Origin of the sequence: Staphylococcus sp. HMSC062A01 (assembly GCF_001836805.1) — a bacterium.
Lineage (GTDB): Bacteria > Bacillota > Bacilli > Staphylococcales > Staphylococcaceae > Staphylococcus > Staphylococcus haemolyticus.
The window spans coordinates 103,585-127,570 of sequence record NZ_KV830625.1 but is presented as its reverse complement, the minus strand read 5'-3'; the positions used below and the strand labels follow the sequence as shown (position 1 = coordinate 127,570).

The window sequence follows — 23,986 nt, the reverse complement described above, 5'->3', positions numbered from 1 at the left end:
CGATAGTATTATAAAATGACGAGGGGCAAGAATTGTGCGTCACTTATGTGCGTTTGTAACATAAGCGACATTTTATTCAAACTGTCCGATATGAGGAGTGATTAAGTTGAACAAACAAGATTTACGCGTCCAAAAAACACATCAAGCCCTAATTACTTCATTTTCTGATTTACTACAAACTAAATCTTTTGAACAAATAACGGTTCAAGACTTATGTGCAAATGCAAATGTACGACGATCAACTTTTTATCGTCATTTTAATGATAAATATGACTTGTTAAATCACGTTGTCGGCACGTTGATTGATCATTTTAGAAAGTTATATTTACCAGACATTAATCCCGACAATCCTAGACAATTTTTTGAGAAATTGATGAGAGATGTTTTGACATTTATTCACGATAATAAAGACATTGTCCGTAGCGTTATAACACTCAATTTTTACGGCGAAGTTTATACTATTTTTTATGAACAAATCTATAAAGCAGTTCAAAAGCAAATTGAATTTGATCGACAGAGTGGTCAATTTTATGTAGATGTAACAATATATGGAGAATTTTTAACTGGAGGTATTTTGAGCGTCATCACGAATTGGATTCAACATGGACAACAACAATCGATTGATAAAGTGACGAAAGAAATTGTTAATATGATATGTGGCGCAAGAGAAGTACATTTGAAAAAACTGAGCTAAAACGCCTTTATTAAAGATATTTCATTATTTGAAAAATGTCGCCAAGATAAAAGCTTAGCGACATTTCTTCTAATTTAATTTATTGATTTAGAACCATTTCCATTTTTTATCAGCAGCTACACGTGGATACTGACTGCCTGGTAAGAAATCCCTATTATAATGAACATAGGCTTTACCTTTTCTATTGATAGCTAGATGCCATTTAGATTTATCTTTAGGTACAACATCATATAAATCTTTTTTTACATGATATGTCTTGCCATCTATCTCATGGTTTCCCTCAGTTAACACTTTCTTATATTCATATTTTTGACGATATTGTTTGATGATGTGATTACCTATTCTATTTCTATTGTATTTCGCCTTTACATCACCAAAGGGTTTCACATTCATTAGTGTTTCATTTAGACGTAATTGATCTTGCTTATTTGTCAGTGCAATATTATAGCCTTTATTACTTGTACCTGTCTTTAAGCCATCTGTACCAGGTAAATATAGTGGTTGCCCTTTTAAAGATAAATTCGTACTTTTAAAAGTATTTCCATTTTGAGTATCCCGTGGCAACTTAGATATTTGTAATATCTGAGGGTACTTCTTAATTAACGCTTGCATTAAAAGGTTCATATCTTTAGCGGTACTTTTAGGGTAATCTTGTTTCTTAAATTTTGAAGGTGCATATTGATCTAATAAACTATTCTGCGCACCTGCTGGATTGACAAAATTTGTATTAGCCATATTAAACGATTTAGCTCGTTCATTCATTGTGTTAGTAAATTTATTATTATCGCCACTTACTTTCTCACCTAATATCATTGCTGCGGCATTACTTGATGCTAAAGTGGTTTGTTTAATTAATTCTTCAATAGTATGCGTTTGACCTTGTTTCAATGATACTGATGATAGGTTTGGTAGGTTGGACATGGTAGCATACTTATTTGTAATTTTGACTTTGTCACTGAGCTTTAACTTCCCATTCTCAATCGCTTCATAAGTTAAATATAAGGTCATTATTTTAGACATAGAAGCAGGGTCAACCTGATTATTTCCCCGGTAATTATATAGAATTTGCCCTTGCTCAGTAGTAAGCATGACACCACTAGGCTGATATTTCGTACTAATACTACTTTTCTTTTCTTTATTAGCAATAGTTACTGGCGATTCACTCGCATAACTTATCGATGTATGTAATAACGAAATCGTAGTGATAATACCTATTCCTTTTACAAATTTACCAAACAAAATATCCCCTACTTTTTTAATATTAATAATGTTGTACAATACCTTTTATAACAATATTATAGGAATAATACAACTACATTCAAAATCATAATCACTTAACTATATTGTTGTTACTTACTATACATTTTGATATCCATTAAACTTTACTTGCTTTTTAATGAAAAATTGAAACTCTGAGAACTACCATAATACAATTCTCAGAGTTCGACTATGTCGTTTCAATTAAGGTTCGTCACATAGAAAGTAATTAAAATTATTTATAACCTTTCTCACCTTTAAAATAACTACGATCTTCTTTGCTATAAACTTTGTCTGGATTTACAAATGGTTTCAACTTGTATTTAAAGTCATATAGATTCAAACCATCGATAGCAATACGGTCTTGATAAACGCTATCTTCACCAATATCAGTAAAATTATTTGGACCTACCCCAGCTAAGAATTTAAATCCTGCTTTATTCTCTAGGTACTGATAGCCTGCTGAACCTCTATCTTGCGCACCATGAGGGAAAATAAATAAATCCGTTTTGCCAATAATTGGCGTTACTTCTTTCTTCCAACGTTCTGTATCTTTCACAATACGATCATATGAACTATTTGCAAAATCAATGTGCCCCCAAGAATGACTTGCGAATGTCCAACCATCGCGTTTCATTGCATTTGCAACTTTTATCGCTTGTTCTTTTCGCTTAGAGTAGTCTTTACTATCCAACTCATTCGTGCGATATCCGAGTACCCCATTGTATCCAGTTAAACCAACCACACCTTTTTGTCCATTCAATGAAAAATCTGGATGTTCTTTTACGAATTGATTTAGAATCGGAACAATATCATTCGATTCACTTTGAGTAACCTTACCATCTTTGTCTTTCGTTTCAGATACAACATGATTATATTTGTCTAATACTAAGCGATCTGCATAACCATTTCCTCTCATATATTCATAATAATTCATATCATCTATTGATAAAATTAACGGTTTCTTTCCTTTGGGCAACTTAAGTGATTTCTTTTTAATAGGTTTAGAATTGAAATCATATGCATCATGCGGATCAATCAATATGTAATGGTGCTTATATAATTCATCAAGTGAGCGTTTAAATTCTTCAACGGTAATCATCCAATCATTATTGCCTTTGGCTTGATTCGCTTCACCAGTAAACGCCACTTTAGGATCCGTAATTAAAGGATGGAAGAAAATATGTGCTACATCACCCTTATATTCAACCCAATCTTTTTGACCAGAACTACGCTTTTTCGCATAAATATTCTCTTTTTTATTATGCGTTTCTTCTTTAGCTTTTTTCTCTTGCGTTTGCGATGTCGATTGACAAGCACATAAAACAATGGCTATTAAAACAGTGAATACACTCAACAAATATTTTTTAATCATGTATTGGCTCCTTTATGTAAGAAAGTAATTTTATGCCGATTACTAAATATTATATAACATTTTTATACTATGCATAACATATCATTTATAACTTAACGGAATTTTTACATGAAATTAATTTTATTCAGTTTTAAATTATTTTGTTTCTTCTTTTCGCGAGAAATTTCATACTTACATTAACTACAATCGCTAAAACGATTAAGCTTTTCAATATTAATTCGTAAATTGTTGGCATCGAAAATGTACTAATAAACACAAATATTAGTATAAGTACTATCGCAATTTTATCGTGAATATCTAATGTCATTATGTTCACCTTTAGCTTTAATATAATTTCTTATATAATTGTATTATACATATAAAAGGAAATGGATGTTTTGAGGAAATTATTAGCCTTGGCATTACGCAATTGCCAACTCATGGTTTTACTGTAAGAGTGTTATCTAATATGACCCAGGCAATTGAGGAGATTCTAAATACAGTTCAATCTTATATTGCGAATAAGTTATATGATCGACAAATAGACTTTTTAAGAAAATATTAATTAAGAAAACAGCTTATGGTGCACTTTGTGATGTGTACTATAAGCTGTTTTATATTATTCTTTAATTTTGAAAATGAACGATTGAGATGTGATTATATTTAATACTGCTTACTTGCATATAAATGCTTTTTCATCATGCTATTCGGTATCGCCAAATATATAATTATATATGTCTTGTGATACTTGTTCGAAGTTATCGACGTTGAGTGACAGATAGAATTTCAGTTTAGGCTCTGTGCCTGATGGTCTTAAGGCAATAAACCCTTCTTTAAAGAGTATTCGAATCACATTCGCTTGTGGTAATGATATTGCTTCTTCCGTGTTGTCTTCTTTATAATTGCGTTTCAATGTCTCGTAATCTTCTACTGCAATGACTTTTAATCCTGCAATGACATCAGGAATATTACGTCTTAATTTATCCATTAAAGCGTTTATTTGCTGTTGTCCTTCTCTACCTTCAAAGACTTTAGACATCGGTTTATCCCGATATTGTCCTACTTCTCTATGAATCTCTTTTAATGCGTCGTGCAGTGTTTTTCCTTCATTTTTCAAAATAGAAGCATACTTAATGATTAATGGAACGATTTGAATGGCATCTTTGTCTCGCACGAAGTCGTCAGCTAAGTAACCATAGCTTTCTTCATAGGCAAATAAAAATGATTCTGTATCATCTAACTCACGAATGGCTTTAGCAATGTGTTTAAAGCCGATTAAGACTTCCTTCACAGTCACCTCATGTTGTTGTGCAAGACGTTTACCTAACTCACCACTTACAATAGATTGAATAACAACCGAATGATTCGGCACATTCGTGTATTCGAGCAGATATTTAATGAGTAATGCGCCAATTTCACTACCACCAAAGTAATATGTTTGACCATTTGTATCTCGTTCTACAAATCCCATGCGATCGACGTCTGGATCTGTCGCAATAATAAGGTTAGCCTCCAAGTCGTGTGCCTGTTGAATTGCTAAATCAAAGGCTTCTCGCTCTTCGGGATTCGCACTTTTAACGGAACTGAAATTTGGATCTAACTCACATTGCAATTCGACTAAGCTTACATTCTGAAAATTAAGATGCTTTAAAACGTCCGGAATAATCGGCACACCAGTACCATGCAAACTTGTATATACGACCTTCAAATCAGATTGTGGAATATCACCTATAAGATTTGTAATTTCATTTATGTAACTATCATAAACCGCTTCTTGTAAATCAAAGGTGTTCTTCTCAATAAGTTCTTGATTTAAGTCAATATTCAACTCAAGTGGATTACCTAAGTTATTGATATATTGAGCAACTTCTAATGAAGTATCCTCATCTAATTGCGCACCATCTGCACCATAAACTTTGATGCCGTTATAATCTTTAGGGTTATGGCTTGCTGTAATCATGATACCGGCAGATGTTTGCAAGTATCGGACAGCAAAAGATAGTTGTGGCGTTGTTTTATATACATCTGCCAGATAAACTTTAATGCCTTTCGAAGTCAAAATTTGCGTAATAATATGCGCGAATTCTGAAGATAAATGACGAATATCATAGTGAATGACAATTGAAGGATTATCTTCTTTATCTTTTAAGTAATTAGCAATTCCTAATGCCAGACGTTGTATGGTATAGCGATTTAAACGGCCTGGACCAAGTCCAAACTGGCCACGAATACCTGCAGTTCCAAAAGCTAATTCAGTTTCAAATCCTTGTTCTTGAAACGTTGTGGTCTGACTATCATAGAATGATGCTACAAGACTGTCATCTTTATATTTCATCCAATTGTCTTTCATTATATACTCCTTTCATACTTATACGGATGTCTTATTATTCTATTTCAGTATACTGGATATTAAAAAAAGTTTCATTTGATTAGGAGATAAGCATTATTTAGTTATCGTTGATGCTCAACGAATCAAACTCGCAATAAGTAACCCATAGTGATAAAATACATTTATAAATTAATTCCATTGGCAACACCAAACCACTCACTATTGCGCTAGTGAGGGGTTTTATGGTGTGTTAGACGATGTCGCTTATTTCTCTATTACTTACTGAAATTGATAGCTTTCATGACCTTTAGCAAAGGCTTCAACGGTATAAATCATTGAACCACCTTCTGAGTCGTTCTCAATGTCATTGGTACAAATGAGCAATTGGTTTGTTCCTGGAATAAATTGTGGATGTGTTGAACGTAACATTTTACCTTCATCACGCCCTGGCATTAAGATTTGACCAATAGGATATCCACGTTTGTTGAAGACTAGAACACGCCCTTGTCCATACATTGCTACGTATAAATTATCATCGCTATCAATACATACTGAGTCTGGTCCTTCATGGCCAGTAAAGTAATATGGAATCGTTGCGCCAAACGGTGCAATTGTCACGCCATCGTCCTCTAATTGAATACGATGTAGTCGGTTAGTCGTTGTTTCTGTAACCCATAATATTTTTTCATCCGTACTTAAAGCTACACCATTCGCTACTGAAATGTTCTGAATGACTGGTGTCACTGTCTTGAAGTCTGGTGAAACATAGTAAACGCCACCTTTAGGGTTGGTAGAATAGCCTCTGAAATCAGTGAAATAGAAACCACCTTTACTATCAAAGACCATGTCATCAATACAATATTCAGTATTGAGTTCCGAAATGATTTCTTCAAATTGTTCACCATGTTCATCTGTGGCGAAGATACCACCTGTTGACTCGAAATCGCCTAAATAACAAGTGAATAAACGTCCATCTTTATGTATTTTGACTGCAGCTGGATTTTGTTTTGTTGATTGAAACGCTGTTGAAACCTTTTTTGTGTCTATGTCGACTTTAAAGATTTTACCGCCAAACACTTCACATAAAAATAAATTATGATCTCTATCAAAGACAAGACCTTCAAGTTGAAGTCCTTCATCTGAAATTTTTAACCAAGGTTCTGCCGTTACCGTTTGTAATTCACTTTCAGAAATAATAGGTACTGCACTTTTTGATGCCCCAGTATATGTTAATTTTGGTAAAGATTGATTTGTCATAATTAACAATTCCTCCCTTTTCGAAAAGTATAATCTTAATTCATTATAATCCTTTAATTCACTTTTTACTTATCGTACTACATGTAATCGTTTTCAAAAAGTGATTGTACTTCTAACATAAGTCTGTTGTCCTATATTCAAAACCGAAATATTGAAAGTTATTGTAAATTTGGTAAAATAATATAATGTTGATTTTTATAAAAAGATAAATTATTGAATAACTAAAAGATATGGCTTGCCTTTACGATAAATAAATTTTTAGAGGAGAATTAGAAAATGGATTATAGAGTGTTATTATATTACAAATACACAACAATTGATGACCCTGAAACATTTGCAGCTGAGCACTTAGAATTCTGCAAATCAAATAATTTAAAAGGTAGAATTTTAGTTTCTACAGAAGGTATCAATGGTACATTATCAGGTACGAAAGAAGATACTGATAAATATATCGAACATATGCATTCAGATGAGCGTTTCGCAGATATGACGTTCAAAATTGATGAAGCTGAAGGACATGCCTTCAAAAAAATGCACGTGCGTCCAAGAAATGAAATCGTTGCTTTAGGTTTAGAAGACGATGTTGATCCACGTGTTACAACTGGTAAATATTATTCACCTAGCGAATTTAAAGAAGCACTTGAAGATGAAGATACTGTCATCTTAGATGCTCGTAATGACTATGAATTTGACTTAGGTCACTTCCGCGGTGCCATTCGCCCTGATATCACACGCTTCAGAGACTTACCAGACTGGATTCGTGAGAACAAAGATCAATTAGATGGTAAAAACATCGTAACTTATTGTACAGGTGGTATTCGTTGCGAAAAATTCTCTGGTTGGTTAGTTAAAGAAGGCTTCGAAAATGTAGGACAACTACACGGTGGTATCGCAACTTACGGTAAAGATCCTGAAACTAAAGGTCAATATTGGGACGGTAAAATGTACGTCTTCGATGAACGTATTAGTGTTGACGTTAACCAAGTTGAGAAGACAGTTATCGGTAAAGAACACTTTGACGGTACACCTTGCGAACGTTATATTAACTGTTCAAATCCTGAATGTAACAAGCAAATTCTTGTTTCAGAAGAAAATGAAGACAAATATCTCGGTGCTTGTTCATATGACTGTGCCAAACATGAACGTAACCGTTATGTAGCTAAAAACAACATTAGCGATGAAGAATGGAATCGTCGTTTAGAAAACTTCAAAGACGTTCCAGAACATGCACATGCTTAATATCTAAATCATATCCCATATGAGATTTAATTAGCTCATAAGGGATATTTTTGAAGTGGCTTAGAATTCTTCATGAAGTCATTGTCCACCGCAACTTACTTTGCTTATATGATTTCTTTTTTGAGATTTTCAATGTTGGAATATAACTAGAATTGAAATATCTTTATACAAGCATCGAAGCAATTATTTAACAGCATTTTCTTCGCTATTGGCACTTTTATTATTTCTATGATAGTTGACTATTACGGTATAATTTGGGCCTATATTATTTGTTTTAGTATGTATATAGCAACTTTTATTTTAGGACTCTTTTTCCGAAAAACTTTAAAAATTGTAATGAGTAATTAGAAATCTTATAATTGATAATAATTCTCACTTTAAATACTGGAGGTTTCTACATATGTGTACAGGTTTTACGTTTCAAGCTAAAAACGGTGACGTTATTTTAGGACGTACGATGGACTATGACTATCCATTAAGTGGACATCCTGCTGTGCAACCACGTCACTACTATTGGGAATCTCGTGTAGATTATAAAGGTACAACGTCGTATGGTTTTACTGGTGCCGGTTCTGATATGGAAGGCTTTATTTTCGGAGACGGTGTAAATGAGCATGGCCTCGCAATATCTAATCAATATGACCGTGGTTATGCCTCATACGCTAATAAAATACGAGATGGATACATCAATATTTCACAAACTGAAGTATTAACATGGGTACTTGGTTACAACAAAACGATTGAGGAACTTATTGAACAAGCAGACCAAGTTAATGTCGTTGCACATACATTGAATGATATTAATGAAGCGCCACCATTACATTATCATGTATCGGATGCGACAGGCCGAACTGTAGAGATTACGTTTGTAGAAGGTCGCATTGTCGTTCATGATAATCCAGTCGGTATACTAACAAATAGCCCTGATTTAAATTGGCATTACGAGAACTTGAAGAATTATGCGAATGTGACACCTTACAAACCACAATATAAACGCTATAAAAATTTATATATCGGCAATGAAAGTGGTACCTCTGGACTACCAGGTGGTTATACGTCAGCAGAACGTTATGTAAGAGCAGCTTATCTTGTAAGTAATATGTTGCCTGACGATGGTGATGATGCAGTATTAAATGCGTTTAGAATTCTTGATAATGTAAGCATTCCTAAAGGTGCAGTTCGCCCTTCTGAAGATGAATTCCACTATACGCTGTACCAAACTGTATTTAACTTAACATCGCGTACATTGTATGTGAAATACTATAATTCTAATCGTATTGCTGAATTACAATTAACTGAGGATTTATTAAATAGCGACGAATTAGTTATATTTAATCCGATTCCGCAAGGATTGTCTACCGATAAAGTAAATTAATTATCTATAAACAAACAAGCGTGGCTGATAAAAAAGCCACGCTTGTTTTTATTATGCTTTAACATTTTTAGGAATCAGAATAAATGCTGATATAAGTCCAAGTATCATAATAATTGCCCCGACTAAGAATGAAATCATTGCTGACATTTCTACTGAATAGAATTGTTGGCATACTGTAAATACGGTCGTATTTAACGCGATACCAAAAGCTCCTCCAAGTGTAGCGCCCATCTTATATAAACCTGTAGCAAAACTCACTTTCTCTTCTGGCATATTGAATACTGCAATCGTTAAGCCTGGTGTAGCAACTAACCCATTACCAATCGCACATACAACAAATGCGAAAGTTACAATACCTACATACCAACTTGGCGATAAGAAAGTGAAGCTAATTAGAATGATACCAATTGCTGGAAATAGCGGCCCTGCAATTAACATACTTTTACCGCCATATTTTTGAATTGCTTTTTCACCTAAGCGTATCATCGCTATCGCCATGAAGACATACGGCACTGTAACCAAACCAGTTTGTGCTTCGCTCATACCAAATTGTTTTTGCGCGTAACCATTAAAGACTACTGTGGTACCTACCCCAGTGTTAAGCACAAAATTATTGATTGTTGAGCCCAGAAATGCTCGATTTTTTACAATTGAAAAATCAATAAATGGTGTGGGTCTGCCTTTTTCAAAAATATAAAATACAACTAAAGCAATGAGACCAACGATTGCAACAATTAACGTGAATCGACTTGCCCAACCATATGTAAAACCTTGAGTCATCAATAGCATCAAGCAAGCGATAATTACGCCAAAAATCACCATGCCTACATAATCGAAGGGCTGGTGATCACGTTCTTGACGTGGCACTTCTTTTCTACGCCTTAAAATAAAAATCGCAATAATTGATAAAACGATAGAAAACACAAAGATAAATTGCCAACTTAAAAAGCTAGAAATAAGACCACCGACATAGGAAGAAAATCCTATTCCACCAACTGTCGCAATCATCATAAAACTATAAGCTTTACGGAGTGGTTGACCTTTAAAGTTATCTGATACTAAGCCAATTGTAGAAGGTAGTAATATGGCAGCTGATAGGCCTTGAAAAATGCGCCCAATAACTAAGAATGGCGTGGCAGGAACAATAATAAGACTAAGGCAACCAATAATACTAAAGACGAGACCTATTATTGTCATCTTGAGGTTTCCCACTTTATCTGCAATATCTCCTGCACCCACCATGAAAATACCTGTAACGAATGATACAAGGCTGATAGATAGGTTAAGTGTAGAATCTGTAGCACCAAACGTCTTTTGTACACTAGAACCAATATTTATAAATGATTGTGCAAACAACCAATATGTTAACACTGCAAAACTAGCTGCAATGATTAATTTACCGTCGAACCTACTTTGATGTGAACTCACATCTGACACTTCCTTTACTGATATAATAAAATAGTTATTGAGAATTATTCTCATATAACCTAAGATATTATATCATGCCCTTGAAGAAAATATATAATTTAAAATTTTAATGAAGGCAACTAATAATCAGTTTATTTTAGAAACTTATCATAAATATCGTAGTTTTATATACTTATTTAGCCAAACTGTAATAAATAAACACAGACCTAACTTAATTGAAGAACATAAAGAAATAGTCTCGGAACTCGCAAAAGGTAATGTTCAAATGCTACTAATTTACTTTAAAATCATTTAAAAAAAGACTTAGAATTTAGTCTCTATTATCTTGAATTTTTAAACCTATTTATCATCTAACATTTCAAACAATATCTAAATATAAAATATTATTCAATTTATTTTAAATTCACTTTAATAGCAATTTTAGTTGTGCTAATATTAAGAAAATTACATCTATTATTCACTTATCTTTTACATATTAATTAGATAGGGTTACAGAGATTAATTGTAACTCTGACTCTCATCAATTAAATATTAAAAGTTAATTTGAATAACTGTTAAGGAGTGTTTTTATGGAATGGATTAAATGGATTGGTATTTTAATCATAATCATCGGCTTCATTCTTAAGTTTGACACTATAGCAATTATTTTAATTGCAGCAGTAGTCACTGGTTTAGTTGCCGGTATGGATATCGTTGAAGTACTTTCAACACTTGGAAAAGCCTTTGTAGATCAACGTCTTGTAACTTTATTTATGCTTACACTTCCTATGGTCGGTTTAATTGAACGTTTTGGTTTGAAACAACAAGCTTCTAAACTAATTAGTAACGTTAAGAAAATAACAACCGGTCGCCTTCTTACTTTATATTTAATTATTCGTGAAATCGCCGGCGTAGCTTCAATACGTATCGGTGGCCATCCTCAATTTGTTCGACCTTTAATTAACCCTATGGTTCAAGGTGCACTTCGAACACGTTACAATCTTACTGATAAAGACATCGATGAGAAAGATATTGAAAAACTAAAAGCCGAAGCATCTGCCATGGAAAATTATGGTAATTTCTTTGGACAAAACTTATTTGTTGGTGCTGCTGGTGTGTTATTGATGGTTGGGACTTTCCAATCTTTAAACATTAAAGTGAATGCGATGAGTTTAGTGCTCGCTTCAATTCCTGTTGCTATCATCACACTTATTTTAGTTTGGATTAAAAATATTTTACTCGATCGTTACTTCAATAAAAAATATGGAAATAATGAGGTGAAAAGTCATGAGTGAAGCAACTTTAAACCATATTTTAGAAATATTTTACATACTGATTGGACTTCAATTTTTATATACAGCTTATCGCGCTTTACGTTCACAAGATAAATCTAAAAGTTTAGGTACAGCAGCATTTTGGACCATTTTAGCTATTTTATTTATAGGTGGTCCTTATATACCAAATGCAATTAATGGTCTGCTAGTTTTAGCAATGGGTGCTTTAACACTTTTCAGACAAGTGAAAATCAAAAACATTATCGATGTTAATGATGAGGAAGTTGAAAGAGGTTCTGCTAAATATGGAAATAAGCTTTTCATTCCTGCAATTGTCTTAGCTGTGGTAGCAGTAGTTGTTTCAAACTGGACTCCACTTGGCGGTGCCATCGGTTTAGGTATTTCATCTATTGTAGGATTAATCGCAGCACTACTCATTATCAAACCAAAATTATCTTACACATTGTATGACAGTGACCGATTAACGCAACAAGTTGGAACGACAGGTATATTACCACAATTCTTAGCTGCACTTGGCGTACTCTTTACTGCAAGTGGTGTGGGTCAAGTCATTTCAAAAGGTATCTCTTCATTTTTACCTGAGGGCAACCATTTAATTGGTGCAATTGCTTATATATTAGGTATGGTTCTTTTTACAATGCTTATGGGAAATGCTTTCGCAGCATTTACTGTTATAACAGCAAGTATTGGTATTCCATTCGTTATTGCCCAAGGTGGCGATCCAATCGTTGCAGGTGCGCTTGCCATGACTGGTGGTTTCTGCGGAACATTACTTACACCTATGGCGGCAAATTTCAACACATTACCAGTTGCACTACTTGAAATGAAACAAGAATTTGGCGTTATTAAAGCACAGGCGCCTATAGCATTAGCACTTATAGTAATTCACATTGCTCTAATGTATTTCTGGGCATTTTAAATAATTCTAAGGAGGAAATGAATAATGAAAATTTTAGTTACAGCATTTGATCCATTTGGCGGTGAACAGATTAATCCTGCACTAGAGGCAGTAAAGCAATTGGAGAATACGATTGGCGAACATACCATTTCAAAGTTAGAAATTCCAACCGTCTTTCATGAATCTAAAGACGTCATTAATAAAGAACTGTCTAAAGGCGATTACGAAGTGGTCTTGTCTATTGGTCAAGCTGGTGGTCGTTATGACCTTACTCCTGAGCGTGTAGGTATCAATATCGACGATGCACGTATTCCTGACAACAAAGGAAATCAGCCTATTGATGTGGCCATTCAAGAAGATGGCGCACCTGCCTACTTCTCAAACTTACCTATTAAAACGATGACTGAAGCGATTAAAGCAGTAGGCGTCCCTGCAAGCTTATCGAATACAGCGGGCACATTTGTTTGTAACCATGTCCTATACCAATTAGGTTATCTCGCTGACAAGTCTTATCCGGGGCTACTATTTGGATTTATTCATGTACCATTTATCCCTGAACAAGTGACAGATAAACCTGAGAAACCGTCGATGTCTATTGAAACAATTGCGAAAGGTTTAACAGCGGCTATTAAAGCCATTTCTAAAGAAGACGACGCCAAAGTTGCACTAGGAGAAACACATTAAAAAGAGGGTCCCCACCCTCTTTTTTTAATTTCAAAATTGGAAAACTTCTACGTACCTATTCACAAATTTATCATTTCAAAGAATTTGTATAGGGTGTATCATATAATAATGTTTATTGATGGAAAAATATTTTCAATAACTAAACTCTATTATAAAAAATAATGATGAATACAATAGAAAGAAGGTAAAACATTGAAAAAGCGCATATTCTATTCACCTTCTATATGCGCGATGCTTATGTTAAGTGGTTGTGCTCAGTATCATAATGATGACAAAGAGGTTAAAGTCTCACTACCTCGTGAATTTAATACAAATCAACTAGATGCACAAGGCTTTGATGCGCCTATGCCTGTGTACAATGCTATCTATCAACCGCTTGTAACTTATGGTAAAAATGGCAAGATTGAACCAGGTCTTGCTACATCTTGGGAAGCTTCAGAAGACGGTAAACACTACCTATTTCATTTAAAGAAGAATGTAAAATTCAATGATGGTTCTGATTTTGATGCATCGGCAGTTAAATTCTCAATTGAACGTGCAAAGGCAACGGATACAACCGACCCTATAAACATTTAAGAATTGAGCATATTTAAGTTAAAAAACAATGCCTATCAAAACTTAGGCATTGTTTTTATTGCGTATATACTATGTAATTAGAGTATTTCTACCAAAAATAATTTTGAAATGTAGCTAATATATTACCAAACATGTGTATGATGATAGGTATTTCGAGCCGTTTTGTTTTTAAATATGCAACAACGAAAATGAAACCTGAAAAGCCGTAAATAAACCATTCACCTATGTTGCTTGGGCCATGAGCGCCAGCGAATAAAATAACAGATACTATGCCACCAACTATAGGTGCACCTCTAAAGATACCTTTAATTAACAATCCTCTAAATATAATTTCTTCTAAGATAGGACCTAAAATACCTATCGCAATGAGTTGTAAATACAGTGGTACATTGCGGTAACTTTCCTCTAACTCCTTCTCATTCCCTGTCGTAGGCATGAATTCAAAATAAATATAATCTGTACCATTTGCAAGAATGAATCCAATGATAATGATTAGCCATTGCTTTTTAGTTATTCGACTAAATTGAAATAGCTTCAACTTACTTAATTTTAAAATTAGAAATGCAATAATGACCCCTACAATAGCAATCCAAAAGTATCTTGGCTTCTCTACTAAGAGTATAACCATTGATTCGGCAACAAATAAAATACAAATTAAAAATAGAGATTGTAATAGCAACTTCCAATAAGGTTTTTGAGAAATTTGAAAATCTCCTGTTATATGGTCATGTGACATTTCATCTTTAGACATAGTTAACCTCCTAAACATATAATTCGAAATGTTAATTTTTAGTTAAGATAACGCATTTTTATGAAGTGACCTACAATAAATGTCAAATATATGTTACATTCATATAGAAGTATTCATTTTTCAAAATCTTATATTTCTAGACAAAGGTGGGTTTATTATGATGAATCATCAGAATATGGATACAATTTCTAATACTACATCTTCTTCAAATGAAGATAATTCAACTAAAGACCACATACATACCGAAGAACGTCGTCCAACTGGTAATAAGTTTGTACGTGCCCTTATTTTCATTGGCTGGATGCTACTAATTCAAATTCCTATTGTGAGTAGTATGTTTATCTATAGTTTTTCTATTTATATGGATACATTAACTTGCACATTAGTGACCATCATTTATTTCATACTAGCTGCTGTAGTAATATGGCTAGTTAGAGGTTATTACAAACGTCATACCTATGAAAAGCCTAAAAAATTTACAGGTAAGGATATTACAGTTAATGTTGGTTGGGCCGTACTTCTTAGATTAATCGTTATTGGTATGTCATATTTAATGCTATTTACGACAGGTTCAATGCAAACACAAAACGACAAAATGTTATTAGGTGATATGAACGCTGCCAAACCAACGCCTGATCAATTGGGCCAAGTTTTCCCTCTAATTGTCTTCGTACTGACGATTACATTTGTAGCACCTTATTTAGAAGAACTTGTTTATCGTGGCATTTTTAAAGAAACATTATTTAAACGTACACGATTCTGGTTACCGTTCATCCTATCATCACTTATCTTTGCTTCTCAGCATGGTATTTCAAATTGGGTGGCAATTCTAATGTATACCATGATGGGAATGATATTCTACCTTGCTTACCATCGTCGTAGAAATGTTCGTGACAGCATGATGGTTCATATGATTCATAATGGTGTGAGTGGCATCATGGTTCTAGTAAGTTACTTTATGGTATTTTTTAGTTAAACATTGAACTCTTAAACTAGTTCCAACATAACAAATATTGTCGCAATTTAATCTTAAATATTTCTTAATTTAGAATATAGCACTTATTAACACTATAAAAGCAGGACTTCATTACGTCGAAGTCCCGCTTATTTTTATTTATCAAATGCAATGGTCTTTATATTTTTCTCTTTCAAGAAATTCTCAATTTTGGCTTGTTCTCGACCATTCGCAATATTTTTATCTTTATTGATATCGAGAATATCTTTTAATGATGCATCTTCATCTAAATTTAACACACGTTGATTTGTTTGATATGTTGCTATCATATAATTACTTATCTTTTTAGTGTATTGTTCATATTCTTTGTTAGGCATCTGATTATTTTTTATGTACTTGGCAAAGTTATTTAAATTTTGTTCTTGTAAGTCTACAATATGATTGAATTTTTGTTCTTTTTTCTTAGATAACTTTTCGTCAGAATCTAACTTGTCCTCGTATGGCTCTCTAGCATCTGTTAATTTTCTATCGGTATCTAAATAGATTTTAATATCTTTTTTAATCGTGTTTTCAGAAATTTTCTGATCTTTAGTTGTTTTATCAAAAATATATTTCGGTATTTTATAATTATGATTAGCACTATTTTGTGACTGCTTGTTATCATTTGATGTATCTTTAGAATCATTTTCTTCTGACGATGACGAACAGCCAACTAATGTAAAAGTAAGAATAATTACAGGAATAACTAATAAGTATTTCTTCATATTAATGCTCCTTTATAATGTAAGTAATTCTTTCCTTTTTTTAGTATAAGCAACTACATAAATAATTTAAATAAACCATGTAAAATAACAACTACTTTTAAAGTAACTTGTTTACTATGCCTAATTTCATGAGAGAATATCACTCTTTAGAAATCTGAACCCTTCTATTGAATACCTCTATGTTTAATCATTAGTAAAATAAAAATAACGCCTATGTATCCTGCGATAGATATAATGGATGCTTCATAACCAAATTGATTGCCTGTGATGGCTATGTTGTTCGTATGTACGACATATTGCCAAATACTATACTGACTTTCCTTTTCCGTGATAAGTAAAAGTTGGGATAAATTCCAAAAAAAATGTAGTGTAATACTTGCCCAAATGGTATTAAATTTATAGGTTGCCAAACCGAACATGATGCCTACTAGTGAACCGCTAATTAATAATAAGAAGAAACTACTTACATTTAACCCACCATTTAATAAATGGATTGCCCCAAAAAATATTGCCATGGAAATAATGGCAATCTTGATGTTCGTCTTCTTCTCAATGTACCCCATCAATAAACCTCTGCATACCATTTCTTCAACGACCGCGCCACCTAAGGCTGTTACGAAGATAGACCAGAAAAATGAATGCAACATATCATTTAAATTACCAAAGTGGTGCACAGTAAAATCACCTGGAACAAAAATGAAATAAATGCCATAAACTACTATTGGTAAGCTTAAGCCTAATATCACATAGAGTTTATTAAACTTAGGTGTTGTTATACGATATGCGCTCAAGCGATCTTTTAATACACGTTTAATGAATAATCGAACGACTAAAAAAGCAAAAATGATATATAAAATCCCTTGTAAAATAGCGCCTATACCTAGAAATGGAATTAAATCACTAAAGATGGATGCAATGCCTTGTGTAACGACCATGATAAGTAGTGCTAATAAGAATATACCTGCAATTTTCAATATTTTCATGATAATACCCCTATCTTTTTATAATCATTATTATATTAGCACAATGTTAAAGATATAAAATACGAGTCGAACAATCAATGATGTCCAACTCGTATACTAAATATTATTTTTTCTCTATTACTTTAGAAATATATGTTGATGGTTTATCTTTATCAAATATTGTTAGCCCAGTAATATCTTTTGCATTTTTAGATGGTACGACAAGACTTACTAAATATCCGAAGACGAAAGCAACGACGAATGAAATGATTGATACGTAGAATGGTGAGTTACCTCCACCAACGCCATTTAGTAGGTATGCAATGATTACACCTGCAATTAATCCTACTAAGACACCAAATGTATTCGCACGTTTTGTAAAGATACCTACTGCAAAGATACCAGCTAGTGGTACACCAAATAATCCAGTGATCAATAAGAATAAATCCCATAAATTGTTTGAATCAGCAGCAATTAAGTAAATTGAAATACCATAGCTTAATAAGCCTGCCACAACAATGACTAATCGTGCAAAGTTAACTTCTGATTTATCTGCCCCTTTTCCAAAGAAGCGATGTTTAATATCTTCAGAAATACAAGCAGAGATAGAGTTCAAGCTTGATGAAATCGTCGACTGTGCAGCCGCAAATATAGCTGCAATCAGTAATCCGCCCACGAATGGTGGCATTTCAGTTAGAATGAAGTAAGGCACGATAGATGATGTATTGAATCCTTTAGGCAATACCTGTTCATGTTGATAGAAAGAATACATCATAGTTCCCATTCCATAGAAAATAGGTGCAGAGATTAACGCTAAAACACCATTTGTCCATAACGATTTCTTCGTTTCATCCATAGAGTCAGATGCTTGATAACGTTGAACAACATCTTGACTCGCAGTATATTGGTGTAAGTTGTTAAAGATATTTCCAAGGAAGATAATCGGAATCGCTGCTGCTGCGCTATTTAATTTCCAGTTATCTACACTAATAATCTTCTTATTGGCAATTGCATCACTGACAATTGTGCCGAAACCACCTTTGATTTCAAAAGCACCGATGATAATTATCATTAATGCGCCACCAAGTAAAATAACACCCTGGATAAAATCGCTCCATACAACGCCTTCGAATCCACCTAAGAAAGTATAAAGAATACATAAAATACCCACTAAACTAGCTACGATGAATGGATTCATATCAGATACAGCTGTGATTGCTAATGTTGGTAAATAAATAACAATCGCTATGCGTCCTAAATGGAAAATGACAAATAATAATGAACCGATGACACGTATACTTGGTCCAAAACGCGCTTCTAAATATTCGTACGCTGATGTTACGCGTAACTTTTTAAAGAATGGTACATAAAATGCGATTAAAATTGGAATAATTGCGACAATCGCAATATTACCAGCGATGTATGCCCAATCTGTTAAAAATGCCTTTTCCGGTGTAGACATAAAGGTAATGGCACTTAAAGTCGTCGCATAAATCGAGAACCCAATGGCCCACGAAGGCAAACGACCACTTGCCGTGAAGAAACTATCCGTATCTTTACCAGCCCTTTTAGTAAAGTACGCTCCAATTAATAACATAATGACAAGATAACCAATAACAGCTACCCAATTCCATGCCCCAAAACCGACTTGATGCATAATCAACACCCCTTGTGTTACATATTCTGTTGTTAAATATTCTCAGTTTGTCTATAAATCGTATTTCTTAATTAATGTGTCCAATGCATCGCGATGTCTTTCATCAAATGGTCGGAATGGACGTTTAGGCAATCCTCCATCGATACCACGCGTTTTTAATATTTCTTTTAATGTTGGGTAAATGCCCATACTTAATACCGTTTCGATGATGTCATTCGTATCATGTTGTATTTGATATGCTTCAGCAATTTTGCCTTCTCGTGCTAAATCAAATATTTGTCGTGCACGGCGACCATTCACATTGTATGTTGAACCAATTGCCCCATCGACACCTGAAATTGTCGCTTGCACTAACATTTCATCAAATCCAGATAATATGAGTTTATTAGGAAATGCCTTACGGATACGTTCTAATAAGAAGAAGTTCGGTGCAGTGTATTTCACGCCTACAACTTTTTCATGATTAAATAACTCGCCAAATTGTTCGATGCTAATATTGACACCTGTTAAGTCAGGAATCGCATAAATAATCATATTGTTTTGTGTTGCTTCGATAATGTCGAAATAATATTGCTTAATTTCTTCAAAAGAGAATGGATAATAGAATGGTGTCACTGCTGATAACGCATCATAACCTAGTTCTGTTGCGTATTTCCCAAGTTCAATCGCTTCATTTAAATCTAATGATCCAATTTGCGCAATTAAGTTCACATCGTCTCCAACAGTTTCTTTCACTACTCTAAAAATTTGTTTCTTTTGTTCTTTACTAATTAAGAAGTTCTCCCCAGAACTACCATTCACATATAAGCCATCAAGTTTCTCAGTCTCAATCGCATTTTTAGCAATTTGCTTTAATCCTTCTTCTTTTATTTGTCCATGTTCATCAAACGGTACAAGTAATGCGGCGTATAATCCTTTTAATTTATCTTCCATGTCATGTTCCTCCAAATCAATTTTTATTCAAATTCATTTTTATAAACTTTGAGATAAATTCAATTACAATAAATTTCTATTTACACCTCGAATTGTAAACGCTATCATTTTATTAAACAACTATTTTTGAAAAGATTTAACAAAATTTTACGAATTTGATGAAAATATTTTTCAAAAAGAATGATGACGATTACTTTAATTTGAAGTGTCGTTATAATAAAGACGACTAAGGAGGTACCTCAATGTATAAAATAGCTATAGATATAGGTGGAACAAATATTAAAGTGGCAGTCATTAATGATGACTTAGAAATGATTGATTATAAAAAGATTAAAACGCCAGATAATATTAATGTGCAAATTGTAGATGAAACATATCAATTAGTAGCAGCATTTATGAAACAATATCAACTTAAAAATCCATTTATTGGTATTTCAAGTGCTGGTGTCGTCGATTCAGATTTAGGTCAAATTATTTATACGGGGCCAACCATTCCTAATTATGACGGTACACAATTCTTCGAAGTCTTCAAAGATTTATCGTCTGATATCGCTGTTTATAATGATGTGGATGCGGCATTGTTAGGGGAACTTAAACTCCATCATTATGAAGAAGATAATATATTCTGTTTAACTTTGGGGACAGGTATTGGTGGTGCATTTTACAGTCAAGCTTCTGGCATTTATCAAGGTTCGCGTCACCGTGCCAATGAAATTGGTTACTTACTTTATCGTGAAGAAGATGGTAAAACATTTGAACAACGTGCCTCAACATCAGCTCTTAAAGATTTAATGACTAAACATCAATTTGAACATGGTACGGATGTACCTAGATTATTTAATCTAGCAGAAGATGGTAATGAAGAAGCACTTAATATTCTCAATGAATGGAGTAATTATGTTGCAGAAGGTATTGCTCAAATTCAAATTATTTATGATCCAAGCTTGATTCTTATTGGAGGCGGTATTTCATCTCAAGGTGAAACACTTCTCAAATATATAGAACCTAAAATTCATCATTATTTACCCTCTGACTATGGCATTGCTAAGATTCAAACAACTCAAACAGAGAATCATGCTGCTTTATTCGGCGCAATCACTAAATAACAGCTGGATTTAGATAGGAGTGGGACACTGAATTCATAACGAATTCTGTCCCACTCCTCACTCATTCTTTCTCATTTCCTAAAATGACGTCTCGTGTTTGTTGATACACTTGGTGCATATGTGTGTCATTCAATAATAAATAACTCACGATATCTAATAAAAATAGTGTTGCGATTTGTGAGTTGATGAATTTTGAATCATTGTTACTTGATTGAGCCGTCGTGATTAATACTAAATCTGCATTCTTAGTAAGCGCACTACCTTCGAAATTTGTTATGACTACGACATACGCCCCTTGATTGCGAGCAATCTTCGCAGCTTCAATTAATTCTAAGGTTTCCCCACTATTTGAAATAGCGACAAACATATCTCGTGATGAAAGTAGCGACGCCGATATCTTCATTTGGTGCGCATCTGTTGATACAGAACCTTTGATACCCATACGTATTGTGCGATAGTAAAATTCACTTGCCGTTAATCCCGAACTTCCTAATCCTGCGAAATTGACTTGTCTACACGTTTTTAAATTGTGTGCTAGACGCTTAATCTTTTCCTCGGAAATAAATTCACCCGTTTGTTGGATAATGTTTTGATGATAACGATGAATAAGCTGAACAAGCGGTGCATTTTCTACTAGCTTTTCTGATTTTTCGTGTTGCAAATTAAACTTCATATCTTGAAAGTTGGCATAATTTAATTTGCCACTAAATCTTGTAATGGTAGCTGGTGATGTCCCGATAGCATAAGCTAAGGAATTAATTGTAGAGAAATTTTCATCAAGTTCATGTGTTTGTATATATTCAATAATTTTTTTATCCATTTTCGTTAATAAATGACGACTTCGTTGAATACGATTTTCAAATTTCATGACAACACCTCGTAATTAAGTTAGTTAAACTGTATTATATTTGAAAATATTTTTCAATTCTCAATTATAAATTGATAAATATTTTCTTAATGTTATGATATGAATGAATAAACGAATCAATTATAAATACTATTTCTATTTACAATTTTGAAAAAGACGGAGCGTGTTTAAAAATGTTACCAAATGGATTAATCGTGTCATGTCAGGCGTTACCTGACGAACCATTACACTCATCATTTATTATGTCAAAGATGGCTCTAGCAGCTTTTCAAGGTGGAGCGGTTGGTATACGTGCGAATACTAAAGAAGATATTTTAGCGATTCGAGAAGAAGTATCACTACCGGTTATCGGAATTGTAAAACGAGATTATGAAGGTTCTAATGTATTTATTACAGCAACTTCTAAAGAGGTGGATGAACTAATTGAAAGTGGATGTGAAGTAATTGCTTTAGACGCGACAACGCAAACACGTCCTAAGGAGTCCCTTGAAGAATTAGTTCATTACATTCGAGAGAAAGCACCCCATGTTGCAATTATGGCGGATATTTCAACTGTTGAAGAAGCCATCAATGCAGATCATTTAAACTTTGATTACATTGGCACAACATTACGTGGGTATACGTCTTATACAAAGGGACACATTCTCTTTGAAAATGATTTTGAATTTTTAAAAGAAGTATTAGAAAAGGTCAACGCGAAAGTTATTGCAGAAGGTAATGTCATTACACCTGAAATGTATAAAAAGGTAAGTGACTTAGGCGTACATTGTACGGTTGTCGGTGGGGCAATTACACGTCCTAAACAAATCACTGAACGTTTTATAGAAGCTGTCCAACAAAAATAATTGCTTAATTTGGAGGCGTAAATCATGAAGATAACGAACTTAGTAGATAAAAAATTAGCGAGTGATTATGTTGCAATTGAACTATTGAAGTTAATTAAAGATAAGCCTGATGCTATATTAGGACTTGCTACTGGTGGCACGATGACGGATGTCTATCCCCGCTTTTCAGAATTGCTATCAGCCAATCACGTTGATTTAGCAAATGTTCAAACATTCAATTTAGATGAATATGTAGGGTTAGAACCTGAACATGCTCAAAGTTATCATACGTATATGCATCAATTATTATTTGATCATAATGCTAGTTGGAATGCCGATAACATTCATATTCCTCAAGGCCATGTTGATGATTTAGAGCGTGAGGCACGTCGTTATGAGAATCAATTGAAACAAATTGGTCAACCCGACATTCAATTATTGGGTATTGGTGAAAATGGACACATCGGATTCAATGAGCCTGGCACATCTTTTGAAAGTGAAACGCGTGTGGTTGATTTAACTGAATCAACGATTAATGCTAACAGTGTTCATTTTGATCATATTGATGATGTACCTAAACAAGCCGTTTCTATGGGATTAAATTCTATTATGCGTGCGAAACGAATTATCTTATTAGCATTTGGAGAACGTAAACGTGATGCAATTCATCAACTCTTGAATGGTGAAACAAATGAATCATTGCCTGCATCTATCTTGCATCAACATCCTAATGTAGAAATCATTGTTGATGACACTATTTTCAATCGTTTATAGTATCCTACCCAGCATAAAACAAAAACA

Annotated in this window: 22 protein-coding genes and 1 pseudogene; 12 read left to right on the top strand and 11 right to left on the bottom strand. The window is 33.6% G+C overall.

Annotated elements, in window-relative coordinates; all coding sequences use genetic code 11:
• Positions 1-106 precede the first annotated feature (106 nt).
• Complete coding sequence (locus HMPREF2715_RS07275; protein ID WP_016930600.1) at positions 107-694, top strand: TetR/AcrR family transcriptional regulator; 588 nt, start codon at positions 107-109, stop codon at positions 692-694.
• 87 nt (positions 695-781) lie between these two features.
• Here HMPREF2715_RS07275 and pbp4 read toward each other — a convergent pair whose 3' ends face one another.
• Both pbp4 and HMPREF2715_RS07265 read right to left on the bottom strand, forming a co-directional pair.
• A complete protein-coding gene (pbp4, locus tag HMPREF2715_RS07270) occupies positions 782-1,933 on the bottom strand; it encodes a penicillin-binding protein PBP4 (RefSeq protein ID WP_070632193.1) in 1,152 nt (383 codons plus the stop codon).
• A 253-nt stretch (positions 1,934-2,186) separates the two neighbouring features.
• A complete protein-coding gene (locus HMPREF2715_RS07265) occupies positions 2,187-3,326 on the bottom strand; it encodes a polysaccharide deacetylase family protein (RefSeq protein ID WP_037552102.1) in 1,140 nt (379 codons plus the stop codon).
• A gap of 394 nt (positions 3,327-3,720) precedes the next feature.
• Between HMPREF2715_RS07265 and HMPREF2715_RS12270 the strand changes: the two are divergent.
• Positions 3,721-3,870: pseudogene (locus tag HMPREF2715_RS12270) on the top strand (urease accessory protein UreD); the annotation flags it as partial.
• A 138-nt stretch (positions 3,871-4,008) separates the two neighbouring features.
• On the opposite strand, the gene HMPREF2715_RS07260 reads toward HMPREF2715_RS12270, so the two are convergent.
• Both HMPREF2715_RS07260 and HMPREF2715_RS07255 read right to left on the bottom strand, forming a co-directional pair.
• Positions 4,009-5,655, bottom strand: a complete 1,647-nt coding sequence (locus HMPREF2715_RS07260) for a phospho-sugar mutase (protein WP_016930596.1) — start codon at positions 5,653-5,655, stop codon at positions 4,009-4,011.
• 258 nt (positions 5,656-5,913) lie between these two features.
• Positions 5,914-6,891, bottom strand: coding sequence for an SMP-30/gluconolactonase/LRE family protein (locus HMPREF2715_RS07255; protein ID WP_011274629.1), 978 nt, complete (start codon positions 6,889-6,891; stop codon positions 5,914-5,916).
• A gap of 276 nt (positions 6,892-7,167) precedes the next feature.
• Here HMPREF2715_RS07255 and HMPREF2715_RS07250 point away from each other — a divergent pair, with 276 nt between their 5' ends.
• Positions 7,168-8,130 carry an oxygen-dependent tRNA uridine(34) hydroxylase TrhO gene (locus HMPREF2715_RS07250; RefSeq protein ID WP_011274628.1) on the top strand — a complete coding sequence of 321 codons (963 nt, stop codon included), beginning with the start codon at positions 7,168-7,170 and terminating at the stop codon, positions 8,128-8,130.
• 400 nt (positions 8,131-8,530) lie between these two features.
• Complete coding sequence (locus tag HMPREF2715_RS07245; RefSeq protein ID WP_070839730.1) at positions 8,531-9,505, top strand: choloylglycine hydrolase family protein; 975 nt, start codon at positions 8,531-8,533, stop codon at positions 9,503-9,505.
• Positions 9,506-9,556: 51 nt separating this feature from the next.
• On the opposite strand, the gene HMPREF2715_RS07240 is transcribed toward HMPREF2715_RS07245, so the two are convergent.
• On the bottom strand, positions 9,557-10,933 hold the full coding sequence (locus HMPREF2715_RS07240) for an MFS transporter (RefSeq protein WP_016930594.1): 1,377 nt from the start codon (positions 10,931-10,933) through the stop codon (positions 9,557-9,559).
• A gap of 569 nt (positions 10,934-11,502) precedes the next feature.
• Between HMPREF2715_RS07240 and HMPREF2715_RS07235 the strand changes: the two genes are divergently transcribed.
• From HMPREF2715_RS07235 to HMPREF2715_RS07220, 4 genes are all read left to right on the top strand, one after another.
• The gene (locus tag HMPREF2715_RS07235; RefSeq protein WP_070632196.1) at positions 11,503-12,207 is read left to right on the top strand and encodes a DUF969 domain-containing protein; all 705 of its coding nucleotides are present in this window, start codon (positions 11,503-11,505) and stop codon (positions 12,205-12,207) included.
• Positions 12,200-13,126 carry a DUF979 domain-containing protein gene (locus tag HMPREF2715_RS07230; protein WP_016930592.1) on the top strand — a complete coding sequence of 309 codons (927 nt, stop codon included), beginning with the start codon at positions 12,200-12,202 and terminating at the stop codon, positions 13,124-13,126. Before HMPREF2715_RS07235 ends, HMPREF2715_RS07230 begins: the two co-directional genes overlap by 8 nt.
• 24 nt (positions 13,127-13,150) lie before the next feature.
• Positions 13,151-13,789, top strand: coding sequence for a pyroglutamyl-peptidase I (gene pcp, locus HMPREF2715_RS07225; protein WP_048667837.1), 639 nt, complete (start codon positions 13,151-13,153; stop codon positions 13,787-13,789).
• Positions 13,790-13,981: 192 nt separating this feature from the next.
• Positions 13,982-14,365: an ABC transporter substrate-binding protein gene (locus tag HMPREF2715_RS07220; protein WP_070632199.1), complete on the top strand. Its 384-nt coding sequence runs from the start codon at positions 13,982-13,984 to the stop codon at positions 14,363-14,365.
• Between the two features lie 88 nt (positions 14,366-14,453).
• Here HMPREF2715_RS07220 and HMPREF2715_RS07215 read toward each other — a convergent pair whose 3' ends face one another.
• A complete protein-coding gene (locus HMPREF2715_RS07215; RefSeq protein ID WP_016930589.1) occupies positions 14,454-15,116 on the bottom strand; it encodes a CPBP family intramembrane glutamic endopeptidase in 663 nt (220 codons plus the stop codon).
• 157 nt (positions 15,117-15,273) lie between these two features.
• Here HMPREF2715_RS07215 and HMPREF2715_RS07210 point away from each other — a divergent pair, with 157 nt between their 5' ends.
• The gene (locus HMPREF2715_RS07210; RefSeq protein WP_070678393.1) at positions 15,274-16,092 is read left to right on the top strand and encodes a CPBP family intramembrane glutamic endopeptidase; all 819 of its coding nucleotides are present in this window, start codon (positions 15,274-15,276) and stop codon (positions 16,090-16,092) included.
• Between the two features lie 134 nt (positions 16,093-16,226).
• Here the strand turns inward: HMPREF2715_RS07210 and HMPREF2715_RS07205 are convergent, their stop codons facing one another.
• The 4 genes from HMPREF2715_RS07205 to HMPREF2715_RS07190 all read right to left on the bottom strand — a co-directional run bounded on the left by HMPREF2715_RS07205 (position 16,227) and on the right by HMPREF2715_RS07190 (position 20,387).
• On the bottom strand, positions 16,227-16,835 hold the full coding sequence (locus HMPREF2715_RS07205) for an NDxxF motif lipoprotein (protein WP_070632202.1): 609 nt from the start codon (positions 16,833-16,835) through the stop codon (positions 16,227-16,229).
• A gap of 164 nt (positions 16,836-16,999) precedes the next feature.
• Complete coding sequence (locus tag HMPREF2715_RS07200; RefSeq protein ID WP_070678396.1) at positions 17,000-17,818, bottom strand: CPBP family intramembrane glutamic endopeptidase; 819 nt, start codon at positions 17,816-17,818, stop codon at positions 17,000-17,002.
• A gap of 103 nt (positions 17,819-17,921) precedes the next feature.
• Positions 17,922-19,454 carry a sodium:solute symporter family protein gene (locus HMPREF2715_RS07195; protein ID WP_037550751.1) on the bottom strand — a complete coding sequence of 511 codons (1,533 nt, stop codon included), beginning with the start codon at positions 19,452-19,454 and terminating at the stop codon, positions 17,922-17,924.
• 51 nt (positions 19,455-19,505) lie between these two features.
• The gene (locus tag HMPREF2715_RS07190) at positions 19,506-20,387 is read right to left on the bottom strand and encodes an N-acetylneuraminate lyase (RefSeq protein ID WP_037550753.1); all 882 of its coding nucleotides are present in this window, start codon (positions 20,385-20,387) and stop codon (positions 19,506-19,508) included.
• 242 nt (positions 20,388-20,629) lie between these two features.
• On the opposite strand from HMPREF2715_RS07190, the gene HMPREF2715_RS07185 reads away from it, so the two are divergent.
• Positions 20,630-21,493 carry an ROK family protein gene (locus tag HMPREF2715_RS07185; protein WP_070632205.1) on the top strand — a complete coding sequence of 288 codons (864 nt, stop codon included), beginning with the start codon at positions 20,630-20,632 and terminating at the stop codon, positions 21,491-21,493.
• A gap of 61 nt (positions 21,494-21,554) precedes the next feature.
• Here the strand turns inward: HMPREF2715_RS07185 and HMPREF2715_RS07180 are convergent, their stop codons facing one another.
• Positions 21,555-22,361 carry a MurR/RpiR family transcriptional regulator gene (locus HMPREF2715_RS07180; protein ID WP_070632208.1) on the bottom strand — a complete coding sequence of 269 codons (807 nt, stop codon included), beginning with the start codon at positions 22,359-22,361 and terminating at the stop codon, positions 21,555-21,557.
• Positions 22,362-22,534: 173 nt separating this feature from the next.
• On the opposite strand from HMPREF2715_RS07180, the gene HMPREF2715_RS07175 reads away from it, so the two are divergent.
• Positions 22,535-23,206, top strand: coding sequence for an N-acetylmannosamine-6-phosphate 2-epimerase (locus HMPREF2715_RS07175; RefSeq protein ID WP_070632211.1), 672 nt, complete (start codon positions 22,535-22,537; stop codon positions 23,204-23,206).
• Between the two features lie 24 nt (positions 23,207-23,230).
• Entirely contained in the window at positions 23,231-23,959 is a 729-nt protein-coding gene (gene nagB, locus HMPREF2715_RS07170; RefSeq protein WP_011274607.1) for a glucosamine-6-phosphate deaminase, read from the top strand.
• Positions 23,960-23,986 lie beyond the last annotated feature (27 nt).

Excerpts from the sequence above, each read along its gene's own strand:
- HMPREF2715_RS07210 (WP_070678393.1), top strand. The coding sequence starts at position 15,274 with ATGATGAATCATCAGAATATGGATACAATTTCTAATACTACATCTTCT.
- HMPREF2715_RS07255 (WP_011274629.1), bottom strand. The coding sequence starts at position 6,891 with ATGACAAATCAATCTTTACCAAAATTAACATATACTGGGGCATCAAAA.
- HMPREF2715_RS07175 (WP_070632211.1), top strand. The coding sequence starts at position 22,535 with ATGTTACCAAATGGATTAATCGTGTCATGTCAGGCGTTACCTGACGAA.
- HMPREF2715_RS07205 (WP_070632202.1), bottom strand. The coding sequence starts at position 16,835 with ATGAAGAAATACTTATTAGTTATTCCTGTAATTATTCTTACTTTTACA.
- HMPREF2715_RS07200 (WP_070678396.1), bottom strand. The coding sequence starts at position 17,818 with ATGAAAATATTGAAAATTGCAGGTATATTCTTATTAGCACTACTTATC.
- HMPREF2715_RS07230 (WP_016930592.1), top strand. The coding sequence starts at position 12,200 with ATGAGTGAAGCAACTTTAAACCATATTTTAGAAATATTTTACATACTG.
- pcp (WP_048667837.1), top strand. The coding sequence starts at position 13,151 with ATGAAAATTTTAGTTACAGCATTTGATCCATTTGGCGGTGAACAGATT.
- nagB (WP_011274607.1), top strand. The coding sequence starts at position 23,231 with ATGAAGATAACGAACTTAGTAGATAAAAAATTAGCGAGTGATTATGTT.
- HMPREF2715_RS07215 (WP_016930589.1), bottom strand. The coding sequence starts at position 15,116 with ATGTCTAAAGATGAAATGTCACATGACCATATAACAGGAGATTTTCAA.
- HMPREF2715_RS07185 (WP_070632205.1), top strand. The coding sequence starts at position 20,630 with ATGTATAAAATAGCTATAGATATAGGTGGAACAAATATTAAAGTGGCA.
- HMPREF2715_RS07180 (WP_070632208.1), bottom strand. The coding sequence starts at position 22,361 with ATGAAATTTGAAAATCGTATTCAACGAAGTCGTCATTTATTAACGAAA.
- HMPREF2715_RS07265 (WP_037552102.1), bottom strand. The coding sequence starts at position 3,326 with ATGATTAAAAAATATTTGTTGAGTGTATTCACTGTTTTAATAGCCATT.
- HMPREF2715_RS07190 (WP_037550753.1), bottom strand. The coding sequence starts at position 20,387 with ATGGAAGATAAATTAAAAGGATTATACGCCGCATTACTTGTACCGTTT.
- HMPREF2715_RS07195 (WP_037550751.1), bottom strand. The coding sequence starts at position 19,454 with ATGCATCAAGTCGGTTTTGGGGCATGGAATTGGGTAGCTGTTATTGGT.
- HMPREF2715_RS07250 (WP_011274628.1), top strand. The coding sequence starts at position 7,168 with ATGGATTATAGAGTGTTATTATATTACAAATACACAACAATTGATGAC.
- HMPREF2715_RS07235 (WP_070632196.1), top strand. The coding sequence starts at position 11,503 with ATGGAATGGATTAAATGGATTGGTATTTTAATCATAATCATCGGCTTC.
- HMPREF2715_RS07245 (WP_070839730.1), top strand. The coding sequence starts at position 8,531 with ATGTGTACAGGTTTTACGTTTCAAGCTAAAAACGGTGACGTTATTTTA.
- HMPREF2715_RS07260 (WP_016930596.1), bottom strand. The coding sequence starts at position 5,655 with ATGAAAGACAATTGGATGAAATATAAAGATGACAGTCTTGTAGCATCA.